We start from the raw sequence: 22,407 nt of genomic DNA, 5'->3' as shown, positions 1-22,407 counted from the left end.
AACGGGCCGGCAAAGACATCGGAACACTGATATTATCCGCCCGGTTAGGAAATGAAACATAAATAAACGCTTCCGCCCTAAACATTGCCTCCGGCACACGTTCAATTAATCGCAATCAAACTTTCTTGCGGAATTGAGGTTATATATCAAGCAGGTCACATTCCAGTCTTTTGATCTCTGGCGTCCTTTCGTCATCAAGGACATGGTCAAGAACCTTCAAGAGGTCATCAATTGAAGACGCAACATCCTTGTCGATTGTATCGGTCCATTTTTCGTCCATTGGCGTGCAAGTAATAAATTAATCCGGAGAACACTGGAAAGAGACGACAATGGCACGCTGATATCGCTTATGACTCCGTTCGGCGGCAGGTCACTGATAACAAGGCCTCATCAGAGGCCTAGCGGAAGCCGCAGATTTGCTGGAAGGCCTGAACCTTGCGGAGAGATTGCGAAGAGTTGCCAGGAGCAGCAAGTTCGGTATAGCCCGGGAGCGGTGCAGTACTGATACCACATCAGTGGTATAGCGATGCCCGCGGATTTGTGCGAAAGCGAATAAGCTGCGCAAGGGCACAAATCCGGTATAGGGCAAAGAGCGGAAATAAACACGACTTGGGACAGAGTCCCAACGAAAACACAAGCGGCAGGTCACTGGAATATGAAAAAGCTTTGCCCAGGAAAGGCAAAGTTTTTCAGATGAAGTGACTGCCGCAGCCAGCTTGCAAAAAATGCGCATATACAACTCCCTGAATAGAACAAATTGCTTATCTTTGAGGAATAGACTTATTTACCATCGCTGTGAAAGAAAGAATAATATGTTTCCTGCTTGCTTCCGCAATCATTGCAAGCTGCTCGAAGGGTGGTCTTGACCCTGACAGGCCCGGGCCTGAAACAAAGCCCGAAGCACCTGCCGACGAACAGCTGATTTATCCTGCTCCGCAGAACAGGCAGTTCAGGAAGATAGCCTACTTCCCAAGCTACAGGAATGTTGGAGCCTCCTACGTCCCTGATTTCATTTATGAGAGCATAGATATTTGCTATTACGCATTCGCCACCATCAACAGCGATTACAGTGCGAGCGTGGAAGCTCCTGCTACATTGCAGGCACTGGTTTCAAGAGCCCACGGTATGGGCAAGAAGGTTGTAATCAGTTTTGCAGGTAACAGCTCCATATATGGGAATATGGTTGCAAGCAGGGCAGGCAGGCTCAAGTTCATAAATTCCATCATGGAGATTGTGAACAGATACTCGCTGGATGGAGTGGACAATGATTGGGAATATCCAAGCACAAAGAATGGAAGTGCGGCCGGCAATGTGCAATTGATGAGGGAATTCAGCAACATATTGCATGCTCCGGACTGCGGCAAGCTGCTCACCATGGCAATAACTCCGGGCAAATATGCGGGTTCATACCGTGATGCCATTGTGGATGAACTCTTTGATTGCGTTGACTGGTTCAACGTAATGACATACGATGACTATTCAACGGATACTCCCGGCATCAATCATGCCACCATGGAACTGGTTCAAACGGCCTTCAACTACTATGTTACTTCCCGCAAACTGCCCGGTGGCAAGTTTCTTGTTGGTATTCCCTGCTATGGCAGAGGTTCCGGAATAACCCAGAGCGGCACCGTTCTGAGCTATGCGGCAATTCTGGGACAGGGAGGGAATCCCGATGAGGACTCTGCGCTTGTGGAAGTCAGCGGCTCCAGTTATTCAGGCAGATACACCATTTATTACAATGGCCGCAATACCGTCCGCAAAAAAGTAAGGTTCGCCAAGGAAAACAATCTGGGCGGATACTTCTTCTGGGAACAAGGTGAGGACAGCTATGACGGGCGTTCGCTCATCAAATGTGCTTTCCAGGAAGAACAGGGCAAGTGATCTACTGGGTGATATAACTGCAGAAGAGGAACTTGAAAGCCCCTATGCCGGCAGCATGGGTGTCGATTGTCTCACCGGACTCATCAAGTATCAATATTGAAGAGTTCGTGGTGAAGTCATTGCTTTCGGCAACAATGAAGTGACCTGTGAACGGGATTACAGCAAAGCCGCTGATATGATGTCCTGAATAGATCACGGTGTAGTCGCCGGTTCTCTGGCTCACATTATATACCTTGGAGCTCTTGACAGTATAGTCTGAATTATACTCGGTTGAGATGGTATAAAGTTCATTGTCGTTGCTCACATACAATATTCCGTCATAGTCCACAGGACCATTGAACCTGTTCAGACATTTGAATGTTCCAGGCTCAACAAGGACGATGCCCTGATAAGGATATGATATGGCAAGTCTGTTGTTCTGCGGCAAATATATTATCTGCTTGGGAGCGCCTGTGTAAACTTCATCCTTGTATGTGTCAATGATTTTCATGCCATACAGATCAACCATTGTAACTCCTCCGTCGTGGGTCACGTATGCCTTCTGTTCATTGTCAACTGCTACGCCCTGTACGTTGTTGCCAATGTGAACATTGGAGATGAATTCTGCTGTCTGAACATCATAGACCGAGAGTGAACCGTTGGTATAGGTATAGTTGTAATATTCATCCACTGTGTAATCCTTGCCGGCATTGGCCACGCAAAGACTCTGCATGCTGGCTGCCATTGAACGGGGATTGTCAATTCCATTGGTAACACCCTGTGACAATGCTCCAAGACCGATCATTGCAACCGGAACGAGCTTGTCCGGATTTGCGCAAAGCAGATATCCGAGGCCGGTCTTGATTGCTGTTACGTCCATTATGGTTGAAGCCAGCTCATAACCATTCACCTGTTTGAAGACCCTGTTTATGGTTGTATGAGTATCTTCCTCATAAACTGAAATCTCACCGTTCTGCTCGGTATAGTTTCCCTGATTGAAAATGTATGTGTATTCAACTGTCCTGAATGGATCATCGTTGCCGTTATCCGATGAACATGCTGAAAAAGCAACAGCCATCACCGCAAGTACAATAAAAAATCTCTTCATAAAAATCGTTCTTATATCCTCACAAAAATAATCAAAAAGCTATAGAGTGCCAAAATATAAAACATCCGGGCCTCAATGGAATGAAGTCCGGATGTTCTATTAATGAATTGACTTGAAAGAAGTCGCGCGGAATTAATCGTTCAGGGAAGCTCTGAAGAATGAGAGCACCTTTGCATCCTTGTCGGCTGCTGCGATGGTCTCCTTTACAGAAGCCTTGCCATCACCCATCTGATACTCCTGCTCCTCAAGAGTGTTCTCCTTGAAGAACTTCTGGATACGACCCTTTACAATGTTCTCAATCATTGCTGCAGGGAGAGAAGCTGCTTTCTGCTCAGCAACGGTCTTCTTGATCTCGCGTGCCTGTGCTGCCTGCTCAGGTGTGAGCCATCCCTTTGCTGTGTTGGACTCAATGTGGTCCTCGCTGTCGCAGTGTGCAGGATTGATGCCGGCTTTCTTGAGAGCTGCATCAACTGCCTTGCTTACCTGCTCCTCCTTTGTCTTCTCTATGGCAACCTGTCTCTCGTTCTCAACTACGGCTGCAGGACAGTCGGCAGCTGCAACTGATACAGGGTTCATTGAAACCACCTGCATTGCAACGCCCTTGCCAAGCTCAGCAGGAACCGGTTTGTTGAAAGCAACAATGGCTCCGAGCTTACCGTTGATAGTGTGAACGTATGAAGATATGTAAGCTGCCTCGAGCTTAGCGTAAGATACAAGCTGGTGTTTCTCACCGCTCTTTCCTGTCTGCTGTGTAATGGCGTCCTGAACTGTACCCTCACCCATCTTGCATGCAAGAAGTTCATCCTTGCTTGCAGGAAGAGCTGCAATGGCAACGTCTGCAATGGCCTTTACAAGATTCTGGAACTCCTCGTTCTTAGAAACGAAGTCTGTTTCGCAACCAAGGCAAACGATAACAGCCTTTGTGCTGTCTGCATTGAGTCTTACAACAACTGCTCCTTCAGATGTCTCTCTGTCTGAACGTTTTGCTGCAACGAGTTTACCTTTCTCACGTATAATCTCCTGTGCTCTGTTGAAATCGCCTTCAGCCTCTACAAGGGCCTTCTTGCAATCCATCATGCCGGCACCGGTCATTTTGCGCAATTTTGCTACATCTGCTGCTTTAATTTCCATAGCTCGTAAATCTTACTGTTATTCTTCTGTTTTCTCTTCTGCCTTGGCCTCAACAGGTTTTGCAGATTTCCTTGGTCTGATTCTCTTTCCTACCGGTGCATCGTTATCCTTGCCTTCTGCTGCCTCTTCCTTTACGTCCTTCTCTTTCTCCTTCTCGATTCTTCTCTCCTCGATACCCTCAGCTATTGCTGCACAAAGGGCGTCCATAACAATGGAAATTGATTTGGCTGCATCATCGTTTGCAGGGATTACATAATCAATAGGGGTTGGATCGCAACATGTATCAACCATTGCAATCACCGGTATTCCCAAACGGTTGGCTTCCTTAACTGCGTTGGCCTCCTTCTGTACGTCAACTACGAATACAGCTGAAGGAAGACGGTTAAGATCTGCTATTGAACCAAGGTTCTTCTCCAATTTGGCTCTCTGACGGGTAATCTGGAGTTTCTCTCTCTTTGCAAGAGTCTCGAAAGTACCGTCGGCAATCATTTTATCAATGGTGTTCATCTTCTTAACTGCCTTACGGATTGTAGGGAAGTTAGTAAGCATTCCACCTGGCCAGCGCTCTGTAACGTAAGGCATGTTAACCTCCTTTGATTTGAGAGCAACTATATCCTTGGCCTGTTTTTTTGTAGCTACAAACAGAACTTTGCGGCCTGCTCTTGCAAGCTGTTTCATTACGTTTGAAGCCTCATCTATCTTGAGTGCGGTCTTATGCAAGTCAATAATGTGAATTCCGTTCTTCTCCATGAAAATGTATGGAGCCATCTTAGGATTCCATTTTCTCTTCAAATGACCAAAATGACAACCTGCATCAAGTAAATCTTGGAAATTTGTATTAGGCATTACTTTAATTTTTTAATTTTTATTTTTCTCTTTTCTTCAATTGCGGGTAGCGGTTTTCATCCGGTCCCGCCAATTTTCCGCAGAAGGACAATTTCCGGTAGTTTCCACACCACTTTCCCAGCCAAGTGGGAAAATCCTGAAATTTGACAATCCTCCTGTACAAAAAACTTATCAGCTTGCAAATGTTAACGTTTGCTGAATTGGAAGCGTCTACGTGCGCCAGGCTGACCAGGTTTCTTCCTTTCTACAACGCGTGAATCACGTGTGAGGAAGCCTGCTGACTTCAGGGTTGAACGATAAGCCTCTCTGTCTATTTCACAAAGTGCTCTAGAGATGCCTAAGCGAACTGCCTCTGCCTGACCTTTGATACCGCCACCTGCAAGATTGATATTGATATCAAAGCTTGCGAGTGTACCGGTTGCCTCAAGTGGCTGTCTTACAATGAACTTCAAAGAATCAAGTGTGAAATACTCCTCAATGTCCCTGCCGTTGATTGTAATTGTTCCTTTACCTGCGGCTACATAAACGCGAGCAACTGCTGATTTACGTCTTCCAAGGGCGTTAATTACTTCCATGCTCAGTTTGATTAATAAATTTCATTCAAATTAATAACTTTCGGCTGCTGTGCAGCGTGTGGGTGCTCTGAACCCTCATAAACGTAAAGGTTACGGAAAAGATCCGATCCCAGTCTGTTTTTAGGAAGCATGTGCTTCACTGCCTCCTGGACTACGGCTAAAGGCTTGCGTGAAAGCAACTCCTTAGGGGTTGCGAAACGCTGTCCGCCGGGATAACCTGTATGTCTTACATACACTTTGTCGGTCAACTTCTTACCTGTAAGGCGAACCTTGCCGGCATTGAGAATGATGACATTGTCACCACAATCAACGTTAGGTGTGAAGCAGGCCTTGTTCTTGCCTCTGAGTATTATTGCAACCCTTGAAGCAAGTCTTCCCAATACTTGATCAGTTGCATCAATAACAACCCATTCCTTCTTTGCGGTCTGGGCGTTAGTGTACACTGTCTTGTAACTTTGATAATCCACTGTGTTGATTTTTAGGTTAATACTATATTTTGTTGCGATTCCCTAAATAAGGGGGTGCAAAGATAACTATTTTTCTTCAAGTAGCAAAAGATTCTTTACACCCATCGGTTTGAGCACTATTGTATTGTTATGGTCACGGCGGTTTCGGGAAAATCCGTTTATCGAGCCTCTGAGTTGCAGAAGCACAACCAGATCAGTTCTGTAAAGGGCGGCATCGGCGCCCTTGAGCACGAAAACGTTCTCCACATCCGCCACCTTAAGATAAGCGGCCTCGGTCCAGTCCGAGAGCATTCCATCTATGTATATAGGAGGAATAGGATTGCCCACCTCATATTCCGGCTCGCCGTTTTCTCCTGCGGTCCTTATCATCTTGAGCGCAATTCGGTTGCTTGTAATGAACCTGCCCGACGGTCCCGCCTTCAAGTAAAGCCCCGGATATGAAGAAACTATATATGTAAGCAGATTCATGTCATCGTGAATCTTCATTTCATCCCTTGTTCTCACAGCCCTCGCCTCCACAACACTGGTATATGGACCAACCTGGCCTTTTGTCCTTATAAAACCGGGCTTGCTGTCCGCAGCAACCACAAGGGCATTCAATGTATCCGCTTTAATCTCATCATCCGGATCCTTAACCCTCCTATCGTTGTACTTATGATAATTTTCCACTTGCGATAGTGTACCATCGCCGGTGGATGAATAGTCAAAGTATGGAGCATACTCGGGTTCTCCTGCAACAGGATATATGAAAAAAGAGCCGGTAATGTTTATGACAAATGAAACGCCATCGTAGAAATCAGGGACGGAGAGGGCGAAATTGCAGCTTGAGGGTGAAGATGCGCCCTTGTCCTCAATTTCCAGATATGCATTTGCGTAACCATCGGGGTTCAAGATTCTCCCTTCCTCAACATGATAGGAAAGATAAAGGCCAAGGTCATCGGAGGCAATGCCCACTTCATATTTTTTTGGAAGTTTCTTACGTGAAGTGAATACGGAGGAATGTATTTTCTGAATCATTTCCCTCTCCCCTGGAGCAAAATCCGACTGGTCCATAAGTTTCCAGATTTTCCTGGCCCTGGCAAGCTCCACGCTCACCGGTCCCGTCTCATGTTTCCACTCTGTTGAATTGGCGGACCCGGCGTCTGAAGAAGTGGCCTGTTGAATGTTTTCGGCAGGGTCTATTGTTATGCTCTTATGGAAAAGTGTCTGCCCCGGAGCATCCTTCTGGGCAAGTGTATATGCTCTCACTACATATACGCCGCTGGCAAGCGGTTCAGGTACAGGCAGAATGCCATAGTATTCACCATCAACTGCCGGGACCTTTGCCCATTCCAGCACTTTCGGCATGAAATTCTTCTTTGATTCACCATTCCTGTCAAGACTCTGATTCAGCAGCTCTACATAAAGATAACGGCTTACGGGAGCCTGCAAAGGGTCTGCAATGTAACCCTTGAAAAATATAGTATCACCGGGAGCGTAAGCTTCCTTGTCTGTAAGTATGAAAACCTTCTCGCCTGCAGGCTTCAAGCTGGAAGTTCCTTGTGCGTATGCGTTTGTAAGACATAACTCCAGCACCACCAGAAAGGCTGATGCAAATATTGACAATCGTCTCATAAGCGAATATTTTTAAAAGACAAGCCGTGCACTGTTCGCAAAAGAAATTCCAAATCATTAATTTTGCAAGCGGTTTGCAAGTTAACGCAAATTATGAAAATTGGCAATATAGATTTCGGAGAAAAACCACTGTTCCTTGCTCCAATGGAGGATGTGACCGATGCATCGTTCCGTTATATTTGCAAGGAATATGGTGCGGATATGATGTACACGGAGTTCGTCTCTTCAGACGGACTGGTGCACGACGCAGCAAAATCCTTTGCTAAGATGGTTACCTACCCGTATGAAAAACCAATAGGAATCCAGATTTACGGTCACATTCCGGATGCAATGGTAAGCGCAGCCCAGCTGGCCGAAAGGGCCGCAGAACTATCAGGCGGAGCGGGAGCCGACGTGATTGACATAAACTTCGGCTGCCCTGTGAACAAGATTGCAGGCCGCGGTGCCGGAAGCGGAATGATGCGCGAGCCTGACAAGATGGTTGAAATCACAAAGCGTGTGGTTGATGCGGTCAAACTGCCTGTAACTGTCAAGACCCGCCTTGGCTGGGATGACAATTCCAAAATCATAGTTGAACTTGCCGAGCGTCTGCAGGACGCAGGAATCCAGGCACTCACAATTCACGGACGCACAAGATGCCAGATGTACAAGGGCAGCGCAGACTGGACTCTCATAGGAGAAGTCAAGCGCAACCCGCGAATGCACATACCTATTATAGGTAACGGGGACATATGCACTCCGCAGCAGGCTAAAGCGGCGTTTGACAACTACGGTGTTGACGCAATAATGATAGGACGGGCCACGTTCGGACATCCCTGGATTTTCCAGGAAATCAAGCACTACCTGCAACAGGGCACACTTATGGAGCCGCTCACTGTGAGCCAGAAGGTTGAACTTGCAAAGAAACACTATCGCAGGTCAATAGAACTCAAAGGAGAGAGAGTTGGAATGCTGGAAATGCGCCGCCACCTGAGCTGCTATTTCAAAGGACTGCCGGACTTCAAGCCCACCCGCCTCAAGCTTGTGACCGAATGTGACCCCAACGAGGTTCTCAAACTTCTGGATTACATAAATGAGCACTGGTCCGGCGTTTACGACGAGCAGTCGAACACTTTAATAGGCTGAAAATTGTTTCAAGGAATATGATAAGAAGTAAAGTATTGTTGTTCCCTTACTGGCTTACCCTGAAAATCAGGCACTGGCTTTATGATACCGGGAGGATTCAAGGCAAGTCATACCCCATTCCGGTAATATGCATAGGTAACGTAACGGTTGGCGGAACAGGCAAGACCCCGCACGTTGAAATGATAATACGCCTGCTTCAGGACAGAATGAACATTGCCGTGCTCAGCCGCGGCTACAAGCGCAAGACAAAAGGCTTCCATCTGCTTGAAGAAAGCGACTCCGCACAAATAAGTGGAGACGAGCCTCTGCAGATCAAGCAGAAGTTCCCCGACATTCTTGTTGCCGTGTGTGAGGACCGCCAGAAAGGAATTGAGGAGATTCTTAATATTATAGGAAATAAAACCATAAAGGCCAATACACCGGACAATTCTGAAGACTTCCCTCTTGAAGAAACAGACATCTTCTCACAGCCCGAGAAGCCTTGGATCATACTCCTCGACGATGCTTTCCAGCACCGCAGGGTCATTCCTTCAAAGAATATTCTCCTTGTTGACTGGAACCGCCCGATTGACCAGGACGAACTCCTGCCACTTGGAAATCTCAGAGACCTTCCTGAGCAGAAGAAACGCGCCGATATTGTCATTATTACAAAATGCCCTCAGATGGGCTTCATGGAAGGTATCCAGATTGAGGAAGCAGCCAGGGAAGCCGCCCTCCAGCAGGAGGCAATCTGGAGGAAGAAACTCAAGCTCAGACCTGAACAGGATTTGTTTTTCACCTCGATAGATTATTGCACCCCGCAGGGAGTCTTTCCCAAGGAATGCAACACCCGCTACATTTATTCAAAGGAAGCCATTGCATTCAGCGGGATTGCAACCAACAAGGATTTCTTCAACCACGTTGAACTGAACTTCAGAATGAAGGATGCCATAAGTTTCGCGGACCACAGGAACTTCACTCAGTCTGACATCTCACACATAGACAGTCTTTCAAGGAGCAATCCTCTGGCCGTTGTTCTCACAACTGAGAAGGACAGCAAGCGCCTCACGGATTCTCGTTACATAAACAAAGATCTCAAAGCAAAGTTGTTCTACGTACCAATACAGGTGAACATACTCTCCAAACAGGCTCAAGCTGAATTCATAAACAGATTACTGCTTATGCGCTGATTGAATTAAGTAATCTTCAAAAAATAACTTATTTGAACAATTTCTATTTTTAACAACAAAAAAAGCGGCTTTTGACAAAGCCGCTTTTTTGTTATAGTAGCAAACTACTAGAGAGTTGGAGCCTCAGCATCCCAGAATACTGGAACATAAGGAATGCTCTTGTCTGTAGCACCCTGAATTGTTCCATACTTCTCATATGACTCAGCGCAGTGAGCGTTGTTATAGTTAGTCTCATGAGTAGAATGCATCCACCTTCTTGGGAAGAATGACCTGCCTGTTCCAATTGTTGAAGTTGTACCAGGTCTGTATGCAGGCTCTTTCATTTCTGTATAAACGCCCTTGTCGTAGTAGTCATACTTACGCATATCATTCCAGTTCTGGTAGTTAGGACCCATAGCAATGAACTTCTGCATCATAATGTCAGAAAGGGTAAGTTTATCTTGTGTCTGGCATACAGCGTCACCACCTATATAATCCGAAATAGCTTTAGCATCCATAGGGCCATAAGCGAAACTTACGTCAAAGCCTCTTGCTGTTGTGCAGCTTCCTTTGCCTTTCCATTCGTTGAGTTTCACGTTCATTCTGTCGAAATGAGCCTTGATACCATCTTTGTATGCTGCAAGAGCTTCGCCCTTCTTACCCTGGAGGAAATAAGCCTCAGCCTTGATGAAACAAGCCTCAGCGTATGTGAAAATATCACCGTCTGAATCAGGTCTTGTGTAGAATGAGCCTGTTCCCTGAACGTAACCCAAGGATCTTGTTGTTGCGGGGCTTCCTGAACGGTAGCAGTTCACATCGTTTGCTGCCAAACCGCCGCACTCAAAGAGACCATCACCTGCGAGCTGAACATACTTGATATCCTCTACATACAATGGCTCGTTATCAACAACCATCATTGCACCAGGAAGATACTCAATCTGTACATTGTCCGGATTAACTGTTATCTTTACATCCTTGCCTTCTCTGTAATATTTCTTTACGCCAGCTACGAAATCATCCACGCTGTTGTAAGAGTTGGCAATTGATGAGTTAGGATATGTTCTGATTCTTGCTGCGTCTGATTGCGCAACTGCCGGAGCAAGAGTTGCGTTGCAGTTGCCGAGCACGTGTCTTGCAGCCTTCTGACCACCGTCTGCTTTATAGCAGTCAATACCTTCATCCAACAACCATTCGTAAGAAACAATCTGGTTGCCAGCCTCATTGAGATCAACATGGTACATTGCAGAAGGAAGAAGCTTCTCAGCACGAGGATCCTTTACGCCAGAACCTTTGAAGTTGGTAAGAAGATTTACGTACCATCTGTTCATTCTCTGGCCTGTTCCCCAAGCAGCAGAGTCCCAGATTGTACAAGGACCGTATGCATCACCTACGGTGAAGCAGGTGTTTGCAGACTCAACGTTAGCAAAGGTTGCAATAAGGTCGTCTGAATGGCTCTTCATGCCTGAAGCGTTAACGCAATCAATAGCGTTCTGAATGTAAGAAGCATCAAGCTTGCTCATTGTCATATACATTCTTGCTTTCATAAGCTGTGCAAGCATCTTCCATTTATTGGCATCACCACCGAACCAGCAGTCTCCCTTTGCAAGAGGAGTAGCTGTAGCGCTCTGAGATGTACTGAGAAGACTGATTGCTTCATCAAGATATAAGAGGCAATTTGCGTAGATTTCATCGCCGTCATCATATGCAGGTGCAAGTGTAGCGCCATCACAAGCCTCAGCATGTGGCATTTCACCGAAAAGGTCAACCATCAATACTGAACCCATTGCCTCAATGATGAGACCAGCTGCTTTGTAATGAGATGCGCCTTCTTTATCGGCAGCCTCATACAGATAAGGAATGTTGCAGGCTGCACCAATGAACCAGTTCTGGTAAGCTGTTGTTGAGTGGCCCTGCGCAAAGTCCCATTCCATAAGCAATGAATTGGTAGCTGTACGGCTGGCCATTGCATACATCTGAGTGGTAAGGTTTGTACGGAAGCAAGCATTGCCCCAAGCATACATATAGTAGTACTGAATCCAAGGGAGACGTACATCAACTGTTGCGGTCTCCGCACTTGGGCTGTCAGGATCGGTGTTAACGTCCAGCCAATCCTTGCAGGATGTGGTGCCCAGAAGGAGAGCAATACACATTAAACTAAGTAATATCTTTTTCATATATATATCTCCTTTTTAAATTAGAATGTAAGGTTTACACCAAATGAGAATGATCTCTGGCTAGGAACACCGCAGTAGTCAACGCCTACTGAACCGGATCCACCAGTACCTGAACCAACTGCTGCAACCTCAGGATCCATACCGCCCTTGTAGTTTGTCCAAGTGAAGAGGTTTGTTGCTGCAACGGTAGCTGTAAGATTCTTGATGAATGACTGACCCTTGATAAGATTTGAGAAATCGTAAGCAAGGCTGATTGAACGGAGTTTCAACCAGTTGGTCTCTGTCATGAAGTTGTATGCATTCTCCTGATAGTTGCCCCAGTACTGCTGTATCATGTAAGCACCTGCATAGGTCTTGCCATTGATTACATAATTCTGGCCTCTCTCATAAGTATATTCAACAGGCTCCATAGTCTTTGAATCAACACCGGAAACGGTAACTTTGTCACGGTTTGCAGCTGTCATGAGAGACTGGCCACGTCCTGTGAGGTAGTACTGTGTACCATTGTAGATGTCACCACCAATACGGAAGTCGAGGAGGAATGACAATGTGAGGTTCTTGTAACGGAAGTCATTGCTGATACCACCTGTGAGTTTCGGCTCACGGTTACCAACTATGTTTGTTGTGTTGCCTTCGAGTTTGTAAAGACCGGTAGCGGCATCAACCTGATAGCGGCCGTTGCTAAGCTCCTCTCCGTCTACCTTCTCTCTCAACCAACGGTTACCGGTAAGGGCGAGGAAGTTGCCGTTAGGAATTGAAGCAGCCTTGATACCACCGAGCTGAACGTCGGTTACATAGAGAATATCAACTCCTGTTATGAAATCGCCAAGAGTACCCTTGTTTTTTGCCATATTCACGGTAATGTTCCAAGAGAAATTCTTGCTCTCAATAGGAGTACCGCTCAACATAAGCTCAATACCTTTATTAGATACGGAACCGCAGTTTGTGGTAAGGAAAATGTAACCTGTTGACTGAGCAAGACGAGGGCTGATGATCTGATCGTCTGTCTTTGAGTTGTAGTATGTGAAGTCAGCGTTCAAACGTCCGTTGAAGAATTTCATCTCAGCACCTACTTCCCAGGATTTCTGAATCTCAGGCTTCATGTTTGAAGAACCACCTGTCCAGCTGTTACCAACACCTGTGAAGTTGCCGTTAACAACCTCTGAATCCCACATATAGAAGTTTGTAAGGTATGGGTCAGCATCCTTACCAACCTTTGCCCAGGAAGCTCTTACCTTACCGAAAGTAAGAATGTCGTTCTTAGGAAGAACCTCTGTGAACACGAATGAACCGCTTACTGATGGATAGAAGTAAGACTGGTTGCTCTTTGGAAGTGTTGAAGACCAGTCGTTACGTCCTGTAACTGTCAGGTAAGCAATGTTCTTGTAAGCGGCGCGGAACTCACCGTAAAGACCGAGGAGGCGCTTGCGTGAAGTTGACTCTGTAAAGTGTTTGTTCTTATCAAGTATGTTACCGAAGCTTATTGTTCCAGGGAGAACGAAATCCCAACCCCACTGGCTCTGTCTTACCCTCTTGGTCAACTCAGATGTACCACCTACGAGGAGGTTGAAGTCAAAGTCACCGAAAGTTTTGTGAGCGTTAACCATAAGGTTATTGGTAAGGTATGTGTAGTTAACCTTGCTCTTGCTCAAACGGCCGTTCTGATATGTCTCCTTTGCGGCTGCACCAGGAGCGATGTATGTGTATGAATCATTATTATAGGTATCAACACCTACTCTGTATGAAACGTTCAGCCAATCGGTGATGTTTGCATTTGCATTGACAGCACCTGTGAAACGCTCGTTGCGGTCTGTCAGGTTGTTCTTGTTGATAATCCAGTATGGGTTCTCAACGTCGTTTGCAGGATCCTGATTAGGGAACATTCTGTGTTTTGTTCCGTCCTCGTTCAACCAGTAAGACATATTCTCATTTCTAGCCCATCCGTACAACGCTGTCATGGTACCGTTACCGCCACCATCGTACAAACCTGAAGATGTAAGGGTCTTCTTTGTGTTGGCTACTGAATAGGATACATTAGCGCCTACTGAAATCTTGCCGTATTTCTGCTCACCGTTGAAACGGAAAGTGGTCTTGTCATAACCGGTCTTGCGAACAACACCGGCCTGATCGTAACGTGAAGCTGAAAGATAGAAGCTGCCGTTCTTGTTACCACCTGAAACACTGAGGTTGTTGTCCCAAATGTTACCGCCTCTGAAGAAGTCGCTTACGTTGTCATAAACCTTACCGGTAATCTTTTCACCCCAAGAAGAAGTGATCTGATCGGTCTGAAGAACACCGTTCATATCGTATGAACCTCTTCCATAAACGCTCTGGATTGAAGGGCCTGATGTAACTGTTGAATAGGTGTACTTGCTTGAGAAGTTAACCTGTACTCTGCCGTCACCATTACCTTTCTTGGTTGTGATAACGATAACACCGTCTGCTGCGCGTGATCCGTAAAGAGCGGCTGCGGCTGCACCTTTGAGGACAGACATGCTCTCAATATCCTCAGGGTTGATATCCATTACACGGTTTGAGAATGTTGTGGCTGTCTTTGTGACACCGTCTGTACCAGAGTTACCACCGTTGACTGTGGAGTTATCGTAAATGATACCGTCAACAACGAACAAAGGCTGGTTGTCACGGCTCTCGTTTACTGAGTTTCCGCCACGGATGATAATTGAAGAACCTGCACCGGCAGCACCACCTGACTGTGTAACGTTAACACCGGCAACCTTACCTGCCAATGAGTTTACAACGTTGGTCTGTTTGTTCTTCAGGAGTTCCTTTGAACTCATCTCTGTAACTGAATAACCGAGGGCTTTTCTCTCTTTCTTGATACCCATGGCGGTTACAACTACATCATCAAGTGCAACTGCATCTTCCTGCATTGTCACATTGATGACAGATTTGTTGTTTACTCCAACTACAGCGTCCTTCATTCCCATTACTGAGAATACGAGGGTTCCGTTTGCAGGAGCATTGAGAGCGTATTTACCATCAATGTCTGTTGAAACACCTGTAGTTGTTCCTTGAACCATTACGAATACACCTACCATTGGCTCGCCGGCCGGATCAGTAACTGTACCAGTAACCTTTACATTCTGAGCAAGGGCAACACCTGCTGAAAGAAGCACTGCTGCAACGCTCATCAGTAAAAATCTTAAAGATTTAAAATGATTAATGAACATAAGTTATAAATTAGGTTAGTTAAAAAAATTGTGCCTTGTATACAACATTGAGCAAATTTACAACATTTTTCTTATTTAATACTTTTTTTTATATATTTTTTAATAGATGAATGAAAGTTTTTCACTGGCGACAGCTATGAAATTTCAGCGGAGTGCTGCAATTAACTATCGCTGTGCTTGAAAATTAGAATTATTATTATAAATTTGTAAAATTTATGCGGAAAACCGCCTGAAAAGTAAAAATTTATAACAAATTCATACAAACCAACACTTAATTAATTATTAACCTAACAAACAATCTATGTTTAAACTTAAATCATTCGGATTGGTTCTGGCAATGATGCTTTGCGCAAGCCTTGCTTTTGCACAGAACGCGAAGGTTACAGGTACAGTCACCGACCCTAACGGGGAACCGATGGTTGGCGTATTTGTAATGATTCAAGGAACAACTACAGGTGTTTCAACAGACATTGACGGTAAATACACCATCAACGCTCCTGTTAATGGAACACTCGAGTTCTCAGTAATGGGAATGCAGACAGCAGTTGTTCCTGTAAACAACAAATCTGTCATTGACGTTAAGATGGCTGAGGACGCCGTTCTTCTCGATGACGTAGTTGTAACAGCTATGGGTATGAAGAGGGAGAAGAAAGCCCTCACATACGCAGTTCAGGACGTTAAAGGTTCATCTCTCATTGAGAACCGTACCGATAACGTTGTTTCTTCACTTTCAGGTAAGATTGCCGGTATGACCGTTACAGGTACAAGCGTTCCTGGTGGTTCAAACCGTATCGTTATCCGTGGTGAGTCTTCATTGAACAACAACCAGCCTCTGGTAGTGGTTGATGGTGTTCCTTTTGACAACACACAGGGTTGCGACGATACAGACGGCATGGCTTGGGGTGGTTTCGACTACGGTGATGGTATGTCAATGCTGAACCCTGATGACATTGAGTCAATCTCTGTATTGAAAGGCCCTTCAGCTGCAGCTCTCTACGGTTCACGCGGTGGTGCGGGTGTTATCCTCGTTACAACCAAGAGCGGCAAGAAAGGTACCAAACCTGTTGTTAACTTCAACAGCAATTTCACATTCGAGAATGTAGCTCTCCAGCCTGATTTCCAGAACGAATACGGCCAGGGTACCGCAGGTGCATGGGACCAGAGCTCACGTGTTTCCTGGGGTCCTAAGATGGGAACATCCGTTCCTTACTGGAAGACCAAAGGCGCAACAAGCAAACCTATGGAGGCTAAAGGCAACAACTTCAGCTCATTCATGGAAACAGGTTACTCCCTGACCAACTCACTCGACGTATCTGGCGGTACAGAGAAATCAACCTACAGATTCGGTGTTTCCAACATGAGACAGAACGGTGTTATTCCTAACAACGGCATTTACAAGACCAATCTTACAGCACGCGTAAGCACTGAGATCCTCCCAAAACTCACAGCTGAGGTAAAGATCCAGTATGCTAACCAGAAAGGCAAGAACCGCCCTGCATTGTCAGTATCAAGCTACAACCCTATCTTCGCTTTGATTTATACTCCTAGAAGTATCAATCTCCGCGATATGGAGCCTCTTTTCAACGAGGATGGCGAAATACTCGACTGGTATGAGAACATGACAGGCAGCAAGCTTTCTACAATCCAGAACCCTTGGGCCATCACAAACCTCACAGGCAACACAGACCGTACAAACCGTGTTACAGCTCACGGCTCCCTCAAATATCAGATTCTTCCTTGGTTGGACATCAAGGGTCAGTATGGTATTGACACCTATTCCACACATAAGGACAGATGGGTACGCCACGGCCTTACCTCAGGTACACCGGACGGTTCATACAATGTGAACACCCTCAACTTCTCAGAGGTTAACGCAGACTTCATGCTCTCAGCTCACAAGGACAACTTCCTTGGTTCAAAATTCAACCTTTCAGGAAGCTTTGGTGGAAACATCATGCACAGAAACAGCAGATCAACTTCAGAGTCTGCAACAGGTCTGAACGTTCCTGAACTCTACACCATTTCAAACGGTAAGACAATCTCAGCTTCAAGCAGCACTTCAGAGAAGGAGATTCAGTCAATCTACGGTATGTTCCATGCAGAGTACGACGGTTATGTATTCCTGGATGTTACAGCTCGTAACGACTGGTCATCAACCCTTCCAAAGAACAAATGGTCATATTTCTATCCATCTGTATCAGCAGGTCTGGTTGTTACCGAGATGTTGAACAAACTCAATGTGAACGTTCCTACATGGTGGACATACGCAAAGGTTAGAGCAGCTTACGCACAGGTTGGTAAGGATACTTCTCCATACGAGCTTTATCCTGTAATGTCAACAGCTTCAAACCAGGCAGGCGGCCAGATGATAGCTACACTTCCTGGCACACGTCCTAACGCAGAGCTCAAACCTGAAAGACAGAGCGGTTATGAGCTGGGTATCGAGTCAAGGTTCTTCGACGGCCGTTTCGGATTCGATTTCACATGGTATGATCAGACAACCAAGGATCAGATCATCAGCCTTCCTACATCAATCACCTCAGGTTACACAGCAAAGCTTGTTAACGCAGGTAAGATTCAGAACAAGGGTATCGAGCTGGTAGTTGATGTAATTCCTATCGAGACAAAGGAATGGAATTGGAAACTCTCTTTCAACTATACCAAGAACTGGTCAAAGGTCAAGGAACTTGCAGAAGGTATGGATACATACGTTCTTGCCAACCCTATGGGCCAGAACATCCAGGTTGTTGCACAGGTAGGCGAGCCTTACGGTGAAATCCTTACAAACGACATCAAGGTTAATGAGAAAGGTGAGAAACTCGTTGGTGACAATGGTAAATATGTAGTTGACGCAACCAAGAGAAGCAAAGGAAACATGAACCCGGACTGGATGGGCAGCTTGAGTTCTTCATTGTCATACAAGGGATTCGACTTCAACTTCCACATTGACGCACGTATCGGCGGTAAGATGTATCTCCAGTCAATGATGAGACTTGAGAGCAACGGACAGACAGCAAGCACACTCCCTGGCCGTGCAGAATACTACGCTACAGGCAAGGGTCTGATAAGTGAAGGTGTAAACGTTAACACAGGTCTTCCTAACACTGTTGAACTTGACCCTACAACTTACTATGGTCAGTTCTACGGCAACCAGGGATACTATATGTACAGTACAACAAACGTACGCATGCGTGAAATGAGCCTTGGTTACACCTTCCCTAAGAGATGGTTCAACGGTACAATCATCAGCAACCTCAAACTCAGCGTTGTTGGTACCAACCTCTTCTTCTTCTACAACGACCTCCCGGGCTACGATCCTGAGTGTACATTCTCAACAGGCACCGCACAGGGTGTTGAGACCTGCGCTCTTCCATCTACACGCCGTTTCGGATTCAACCTTAATGTAACATTCTAAACATCAAAAAGGAGACAATTATGAAAAGAATATTCAAATCAGTTCTAGCTGTTGCATCTGTACTTCTTTTGATGACCAGCTGTACAAGCAAATTCGAGGATATGAACGTTAGCCCTAACAGTCCTTCTGCGGGCAACGTTGATCCTAAATTCGAGTTCCAGTATGCTGTTTCACGCTCAATATCTTACAGAAACACCTATCAGTCAGGTGAGCAGATTACAATTGCCACATTCTGCGAGTATGATGCAAACAGCACCCAGTCCGCTTCAGACTACTTCATGACCAATCAGGATGTTGGTCACGCATGGGATCAGCCATACACATGTCTTACGAACCTCAACAACATCATCCGTACATATGCCAATAATGCGGACGGTAACACGAACTCAAACGTTGGCTACATGGCAATGGTTTGGAAAGTTTGGACAATGCTGCGTGTTACTGATTTCTTCGGTGACATTCCTTATACAGAGGCTGCTTCTGCAGAGGCAACTCTTCCTAAGTATGACAATCAGAAAGATGTTTATACAGCAATGTTCAGCCAGCTTGACGAAGCTGTTGCAGGACTTAAGAACGGCAAGGGAAACATTGGAAGTTATGACCTCATTTATGGCGGTGACACACAGAAATGGATCAAGCTTGCCAACACAATTCGTCTGAGAATGGCTTTGCGTATCTACGACGCAGACGCATCCACAGCAAAGACACAGGCGGCAAAGGCTTTGAGCGATGGCATCATTTCTTCAGCAGATGAAGAGGCAATGATGGCAATGGGTGACGAGAGCAACTCCGATTACTCCTGGAATCCTCTCTATTACGGTAGAGGTTCAAGCCACTCAACAGTTCACATGTGCCTGTCATATTACAACATAATGACCAACCTTGGCGGCATTGACTGGCCTGCTGCAGGCAGCGAAGCTGCAAAGAACAGCAATGTCAGGGCTGAAGTCATGAATGCCGTTGAGCATCCTGCAAAAGTTGACCCACGCGGTCTTGTTCACTTTGGTGTAGTTGGCGAGCGCGGTTACGTTGACGCAAGCAAGATTGGTCACTGGAGAGGAAGTGATCCAGGTTGGGCTAACTCAAGCACACTTGGAGGTGAGTTCCTTTATGGCAGTTCAGACAATGACCAGAACTATTCAGCAATAGGACCATTCTACTATGCTACAGCAGCAAGACCTTGGCCTATCATCAAATATGCTGAGGCTTGTTTTCTCAAGGCAATTGCTGCAGAGCGCGGCATTTCAGGTGCTGGAGACGCAAAGGCCAACTATGAGGAAGGTATCAGAGCCGATATGAAGTATCTGGGCTTCTCAGATGCAGTAATCAGCACATACATTGCATCTGATGCAAAGAATGTAAATGGAACAAGCGTTAAATGGGATGACAATGCCGGTGCAAACAACACAGCAATGGACAAGATTATTACCCAGAAGTGGATTGCTGGTTTCATTGAGAACGCATACGAGGCATGGTCTGACCACAGGCAGTATCACAAACCTGTTCTCATTCCTTTCGCACACGTATATGCAGACTTCCACAGAAGCCAGTCAGATTATGACAACAACACTCCTAACGCATATATCAAACGCGGATACTATCCTGCAGGTGAGCAGACAACAAATGCAGAGAACCTGAATGACGCCATTGCAAGACTTGGTGGCAAGGACGATGTTCAGAAGAACGTTTGGTGGGATGTTGACTAACAACATACTGCTGTAAATAAAAAAAGGTGGCTCACGCCACCTTTTTTTATTTGGAGATATAAGCACTAAACCAGACCGCTGAATCCCATAAATGCAAGAGCAAGGATACCTGCTGTAATCAAAGCAATAGGAACACCCTTGAATGATTTAGGAACACTGGCAAGATCAAGCTGCTCTCTCAAACCGGCAAAGATAACCATTGCAAGACCGTAACCTACTGCGCAGGCAAGAGCATATACTATGCTTTCGCCCAGGTTGAGCATATGTGCTTCACCACCGAATGAGAATTCCTTTGTAACAACGCTTATTGCCACACCGAGTACAACACAGTTTGTGGTAATCAAAGGAAGGAATATACCAAGCGCCTGATACAGTGTAGGGCTCACTTTCTTTAGTATGATCTCAACCATCTGCACAAGAGCTGCAATAACCAGAATGAATGCAATGGTCTGCATGTACTCAATGTGAAGAGGAACGAGAATGTAATACTGTACAAGGTATGATACCAATGTTGCTATTGTTACAACAAAACATACGGCTGCGCTCATACCGGTAGCGGTTGATACCTTGTTGGAAACACCAAGGAATGGACAAACGCCAAGGAATTGTGACAACAGGATGTTGTTCACAAATATTGCCGAAATAATAATAATCAGATATTCCATATCAGTTTATTTATTTGCTTTAAGCTTGTTGAACAATACCATAAGATAACCGAGCACGAGGAATGCGCCTGGAGCCAGGACGAATGCAAGAGCACCGTCGGCAGCTGCGAACTTGTGTCCGAATACGGCCAGTGAACCGAGAATCTCCCTTATGAAACCGATAACGGTAAGAGAGCATGCGAAACCGAGACCTATGCCAATTCCGTCGAGAGCGGAATCAACGATTGAATTCTTGTTAGCGAAAGCCTCTGCACGGCCAAGAACTATACAGTTCACAACAATAAGCGGTATGAACAGACCAAGAGTTGCGTAAAGGTCAGGAACATACGCCTGCATAACGAGCTGGAGAACTGTAACGAAAGCTGCAATCACAACAATGTAGCAAGGGATACGTACCTTCCCAGGTATGAGTCCTGCTATTGCTGAAATCACCATGTTGGAAAGAATGAGGACGAATGTTGTAGCAAGTCCCATTCCCAGACCATTGATGGCTGAGGTTGTAGTGCCCAGTGTAGGACACATACCGAGAACCAATACGAATGTAGGATTCTCTTTGATAATTCCTTTGGTAATCAATCCGAATTTACTCATAGTACATTCATATTAATTGTTAGACTCAGCTGCCTGGGGAAGGGTATCGTGCCTGTTGCCCTGGGCATCTATATAGAAACATCCCTCTTCTGTGCAAACGTGCTGCCAGCCTTCAGGAAGAACTTCCTCCTGGGATGCGCACTCCTGGCATGCGTTGCAGCCATCACATGAACCTGTGCAGCCTTCATGCTTGCCACCGCATTTGCAAGTGCCTGCATTCTGTACGCCGGCAATGGCCTTGAATGTATTGTATGCATTTGTAACTGCATCGCAGAATGCTCTTGAAGAAATGGTTGAAGCTGTGATGGCGTCAACGTCACCTCCGTCTTTCTTTACAACCATCTTGAAACCGTCGGTCTCAGGATTCTTGCCACAGAACTGTACGCGTATTCCTTCAGGATCATCAATCTTTGCACCAAGGCCCGGGGTCTCGCTGTGTGAAAGAACGCTTATTCCGTGAATTGTGCCATCGGTGGTTATACCTACCATAAGTTTGATTGAACCGCCGAAACCTTTTGAAGTAACAGCCTCAATGGCGTATGCTACAGGCTGACCGTCCTTGAGTGCAGGATAAACCCTTACGCCTTCAACGTCCATAACGTCCTCTGAAGGAGTATTGTTGAACTCAGGAACCACCTGTCCGATTGCGGCATTGGTCTTTGCCATCTCTGTAGCTGCAATAGGCTCCTCTGTTACTGCATATACAACACCCACTACAGCCGATGCAAGAAGACATACAGCAAAGAGGGTTACAACCATATTGGTGAAATTAGATTCTCTTGCCATGA

Annotated in this window: 17 protein-coding genes; 5 read left to right on the top strand and 12 right to left on the bottom strand. The window is 45.8% G+C overall.

Annotation, left to right across the window (positions count from 1 at the left end; genetic code table 11):
• Window positions 1-139: 139 nt before the first annotated feature.
• The gene (locus tag AC06L3_RS07940) at window positions 140-280 is read right to left on the bottom strand and encodes a hypothetical protein (protein ID WP_475670084.1); all 141 of its coding nucleotides are present in this window, start codon (window positions 278-280) and stop codon (window positions 140-142) included.
• 515 nt (window positions 281-795) lie between these two features.
• On the opposite strand from AC06L3_RS07940, the gene AC06L3_RS07935 reads away from it, so the two are divergent.
• Window positions 796-1,884 (top strand): glycoside hydrolase family 18 protein, encoded by a 1,089-nt coding sequence (locus AC06L3_RS07935; RefSeq protein ID WP_475670083.1) that lies wholly within the window; start codon window positions 796-798, stop codon window positions 1,882-1,884.
• A gap of 1 nt (window position 1,885) precedes the next feature.
• Here the strand turns inward: AC06L3_RS07935 and AC06L3_RS07930 are convergent, their stop codons facing one another.
• From AC06L3_RS07930 to AC06L3_RS07905, 6 genes are all read right to left on the bottom strand, one after another.
• Entirely contained in the window at window positions 1,886-2,971 is a 1,086-nt protein-coding gene (locus AC06L3_RS07930) for a hypothetical protein (RefSeq protein ID WP_475670082.1), read from the bottom strand.
• A gap of 132 nt (window positions 2,972-3,103) precedes the next feature.
• On the bottom strand, window positions 3,104-4,102 hold the full coding sequence (gene tsf / locus AC06L3_RS07925; RefSeq protein ID WP_475670081.1) for a translation elongation factor Ts: 999 nt from the start codon (window positions 4,100-4,102) through the stop codon (window positions 3,104-3,106).
• A gap of 18 nt (window positions 4,103-4,120) precedes the next feature.
• Window positions 4,121-4,948, bottom strand: a complete 828-nt coding sequence (gene rpsB / locus AC06L3_RS07920; RefSeq protein WP_475670080.1) for a 30S ribosomal protein S2 — start codon at window positions 4,946-4,948, stop codon at window positions 4,121-4,123.
• 185 nt (window positions 4,949-5,133) lie between these two features.
• The gene (gene rpsI / locus AC06L3_RS07915; RefSeq protein ID WP_475670079.1) at window positions 5,134-5,523 is read right to left on the bottom strand and encodes a 30S ribosomal protein S9; all 390 of its coding nucleotides are present in this window, start codon (window positions 5,521-5,523) and stop codon (window positions 5,134-5,136) included.
• Window positions 5,524-5,534: 11 nt separating this feature from the next.
• Window positions 5,535-5,990 (bottom strand): 50S ribosomal protein L13, encoded by a 456-nt coding sequence (rplM, locus tag AC06L3_RS07910; RefSeq protein WP_475670078.1) that lies wholly within the window; start codon window positions 5,988-5,990, stop codon window positions 5,535-5,537.
• 66 nt (window positions 5,991-6,056) lie between these two features.
• Window positions 6,057-7,604: a hypothetical protein gene (locus AC06L3_RS07905; RefSeq protein WP_475670077.1), complete on the bottom strand. Its 1,548-nt coding sequence runs from the start codon at window positions 7,602-7,604 to the stop codon at window positions 6,057-6,059.
• A 93-nt stretch (window positions 7,605-7,697) separates the two neighbouring features.
• On the opposite strand from AC06L3_RS07905, the gene dusB reads away from it, so the two are divergent.
• Window positions 7,698-8,729, top strand: coding sequence for a tRNA dihydrouridine synthase DusB (dusB, locus tag AC06L3_RS07900; RefSeq protein ID WP_475670076.1), 1,032 nt, complete (start codon window positions 7,698-7,700; stop codon window positions 8,727-8,729).
• Window positions 8,730-8,746: 17 nt separating this feature from the next.
• A complete protein-coding gene (locus AC06L3_RS07895) occupies window positions 8,747-9,898 on the top strand; it encodes a tetraacyldisaccharide 4'-kinase (RefSeq protein ID WP_475670075.1) in 1,152 nt (383 codons plus the stop codon).
• A gap of 107 nt (window positions 9,899-10,005) precedes the next feature.
• On the opposite strand, the gene AC06L3_RS07890 is transcribed toward AC06L3_RS07895, so the two are convergent.
• A complete protein-coding gene (locus tag AC06L3_RS07890) occupies window positions 10,006-12,051 on the bottom strand; it encodes a SusD/RagB family nutrient-binding outer membrane lipoprotein (RefSeq protein WP_475670074.1) in 2,046 nt (681 codons plus the stop codon).
• A gap of 20 nt (window positions 12,052-12,071) precedes the next feature.
• On the bottom strand, window positions 12,072-15,203 hold the full coding sequence (locus AC06L3_RS07885) for a SusC/RagA family TonB-linked outer membrane protein (RefSeq protein WP_475670073.1): 3,132 nt from the start codon (window positions 15,201-15,203) through the stop codon (window positions 12,072-12,074).
• A gap of 340 nt (window positions 15,204-15,543) precedes the next feature.
• Here AC06L3_RS07885 and AC06L3_RS07880 point away from each other — a divergent pair, with 340 nt between their 5' ends.
• Window positions 15,544-18,657: a SusC/RagA family TonB-linked outer membrane protein gene (locus tag AC06L3_RS07880; protein ID WP_475670072.1), complete on the top strand. Its 3,114-nt coding sequence runs from the start codon at window positions 15,544-15,546 to the stop codon at window positions 18,655-18,657.
• Between the two features lie 20 nt (window positions 18,658-18,677).
• Window positions 18,678-20,363, top strand: coding sequence for a SusD/RagB family nutrient-binding outer membrane lipoprotein (locus AC06L3_RS07875; RefSeq protein ID WP_475670071.1), 1,686 nt, complete (start codon window positions 18,678-18,680; stop codon window positions 20,361-20,363).
• Between the two features lie 65 nt (window positions 20,364-20,428).
• On the opposite strand, the gene rsxA is transcribed toward AC06L3_RS07875, so the two are convergent.
• Genes rsxA through AC06L3_RS07860 form a run of 3 tightly spaced genes read right to left on the bottom strand, consistent with a single transcriptional unit; the run spans window position 20,429 to window position 22,405 of the window.
• Window positions 20,429-21,028 carry an electron transport complex subunit RsxA gene (gene rsxA, locus AC06L3_RS07870; RefSeq protein WP_475670070.1) on the bottom strand — a complete coding sequence of 200 codons (600 nt, stop codon included), beginning with the start codon at window positions 21,026-21,028 and terminating at the stop codon, window positions 20,429-20,431.
• A gap of 6 nt (window positions 21,029-21,034) precedes the next feature.
• Window positions 21,035-21,619 (bottom strand): RnfABCDGE type electron transport complex subunit E, encoded by a 585-nt coding sequence (locus AC06L3_RS07865; RefSeq protein WP_475670069.1) that lies wholly within the window; start codon window positions 21,617-21,619, stop codon window positions 21,035-21,037.
• A 12-nt stretch (window positions 21,620-21,631) separates the two neighbouring features.
• Window positions 21,632-22,405, bottom strand: coding sequence for an RnfABCDGE type electron transport complex subunit G (locus AC06L3_RS07860; protein ID WP_475670068.1), 774 nt, complete (start codon window positions 22,403-22,405; stop codon window positions 21,632-21,634).
• Between the last annotated feature and the right edge of the window lie 2 nt (window positions 22,406-22,407).

Source organism: Candidatus Egerieousia sp., assembly GCF_056211015.1.
The sequence above is the reverse complement of the archived record's forward strand: the minus strand, read 5'-3'. Positions and strand labels throughout refer to the sequence as shown.

Coding starts and splice junctions, on each gene's coding strand:
- AC06L3_RS07930 (WP_475670082.1), bottom strand. CDS start 2,971: ATGAAGAGATTTTTTATTGTACTTGCGGTGATGGCTGTTGCTTTTTCA.
- AC06L3_RS07865 (WP_475670069.1), bottom strand. CDS start 21,619: ATGAGTAAATTCGGATTGATTACCAAAGGAATTATCAAAGAGAATCCT.
- tsf (WP_475670081.1), bottom strand. CDS start 4,102: ATGGAAATTAAAGCAGCAGATGTAGCAAAATTGCGCAAAATGACCGGT.
- AC06L3_RS07895 (WP_475670075.1), top strand. CDS start 8,747: ATGATAAGAAGTAAAGTATTGTTGTTCCCTTACTGGCTTACCCTGAAA.
- AC06L3_RS07860 (WP_475670068.1), bottom strand. CDS start 22,405: ATGGCAAGAGAATCTAATTTCACCAATATGGTTGTAACCCTCTTTGCT.
- AC06L3_RS07875 (WP_475670071.1), top strand. CDS start 18,678: ATGAAAAGAATATTCAAATCAGTTCTAGCTGTTGCATCTGTACTTCTT.
- rpsI (WP_475670079.1), bottom strand. CDS start 5,523: ATGGAAGTAATTAACGCCCTTGGAAGACGTAAATCAGCAGTTGCTCGC.
- AC06L3_RS07940 (WP_475670084.1), bottom strand. CDS start 280: ATGGACGAAAAATGGACCGATACAATCGACAAGGATGTTGCGTCTTCA.
- AC06L3_RS07905 (WP_475670077.1), bottom strand. CDS start 7,604: ATGAGACGATTGTCAATATTTGCATCAGCCTTTCTGGTGGTGCTGGAG.
- dusB (WP_475670076.1), top strand. CDS start 7,698: ATGAAAATTGGCAATATAGATTTCGGAGAAAAACCACTGTTCCTTGCT.
- rsxA (WP_475670070.1), bottom strand. CDS start 21,028: ATGGAATATCTGATTATTATTATTTCGGCAATATTTGTGAACAACATC.
- AC06L3_RS07890 (WP_475670074.1), bottom strand. CDS start 12,051: ATGAAAAAGATATTACTTAGTTTAATGTGTATTGCTCTCCTTCTGGGC.
- rpsB (WP_475670080.1), bottom strand. CDS start 4,948: ATGCCTAATACAAATTTCCAAGATTTACTTGATGCAGGTTGTCATTTT.
- AC06L3_RS07880 (WP_475670072.1), top strand. CDS start 15,544: ATGTTTAAACTTAAATCATTCGGATTGGTTCTGGCAATGATGCTTTGC.
- AC06L3_RS07885 (WP_475670073.1), bottom strand. CDS start 15,203: ATGAGCGTTGCAGCAGTGCTTCTTTCAGCAGGTGTTGCCCTTGCTCAG.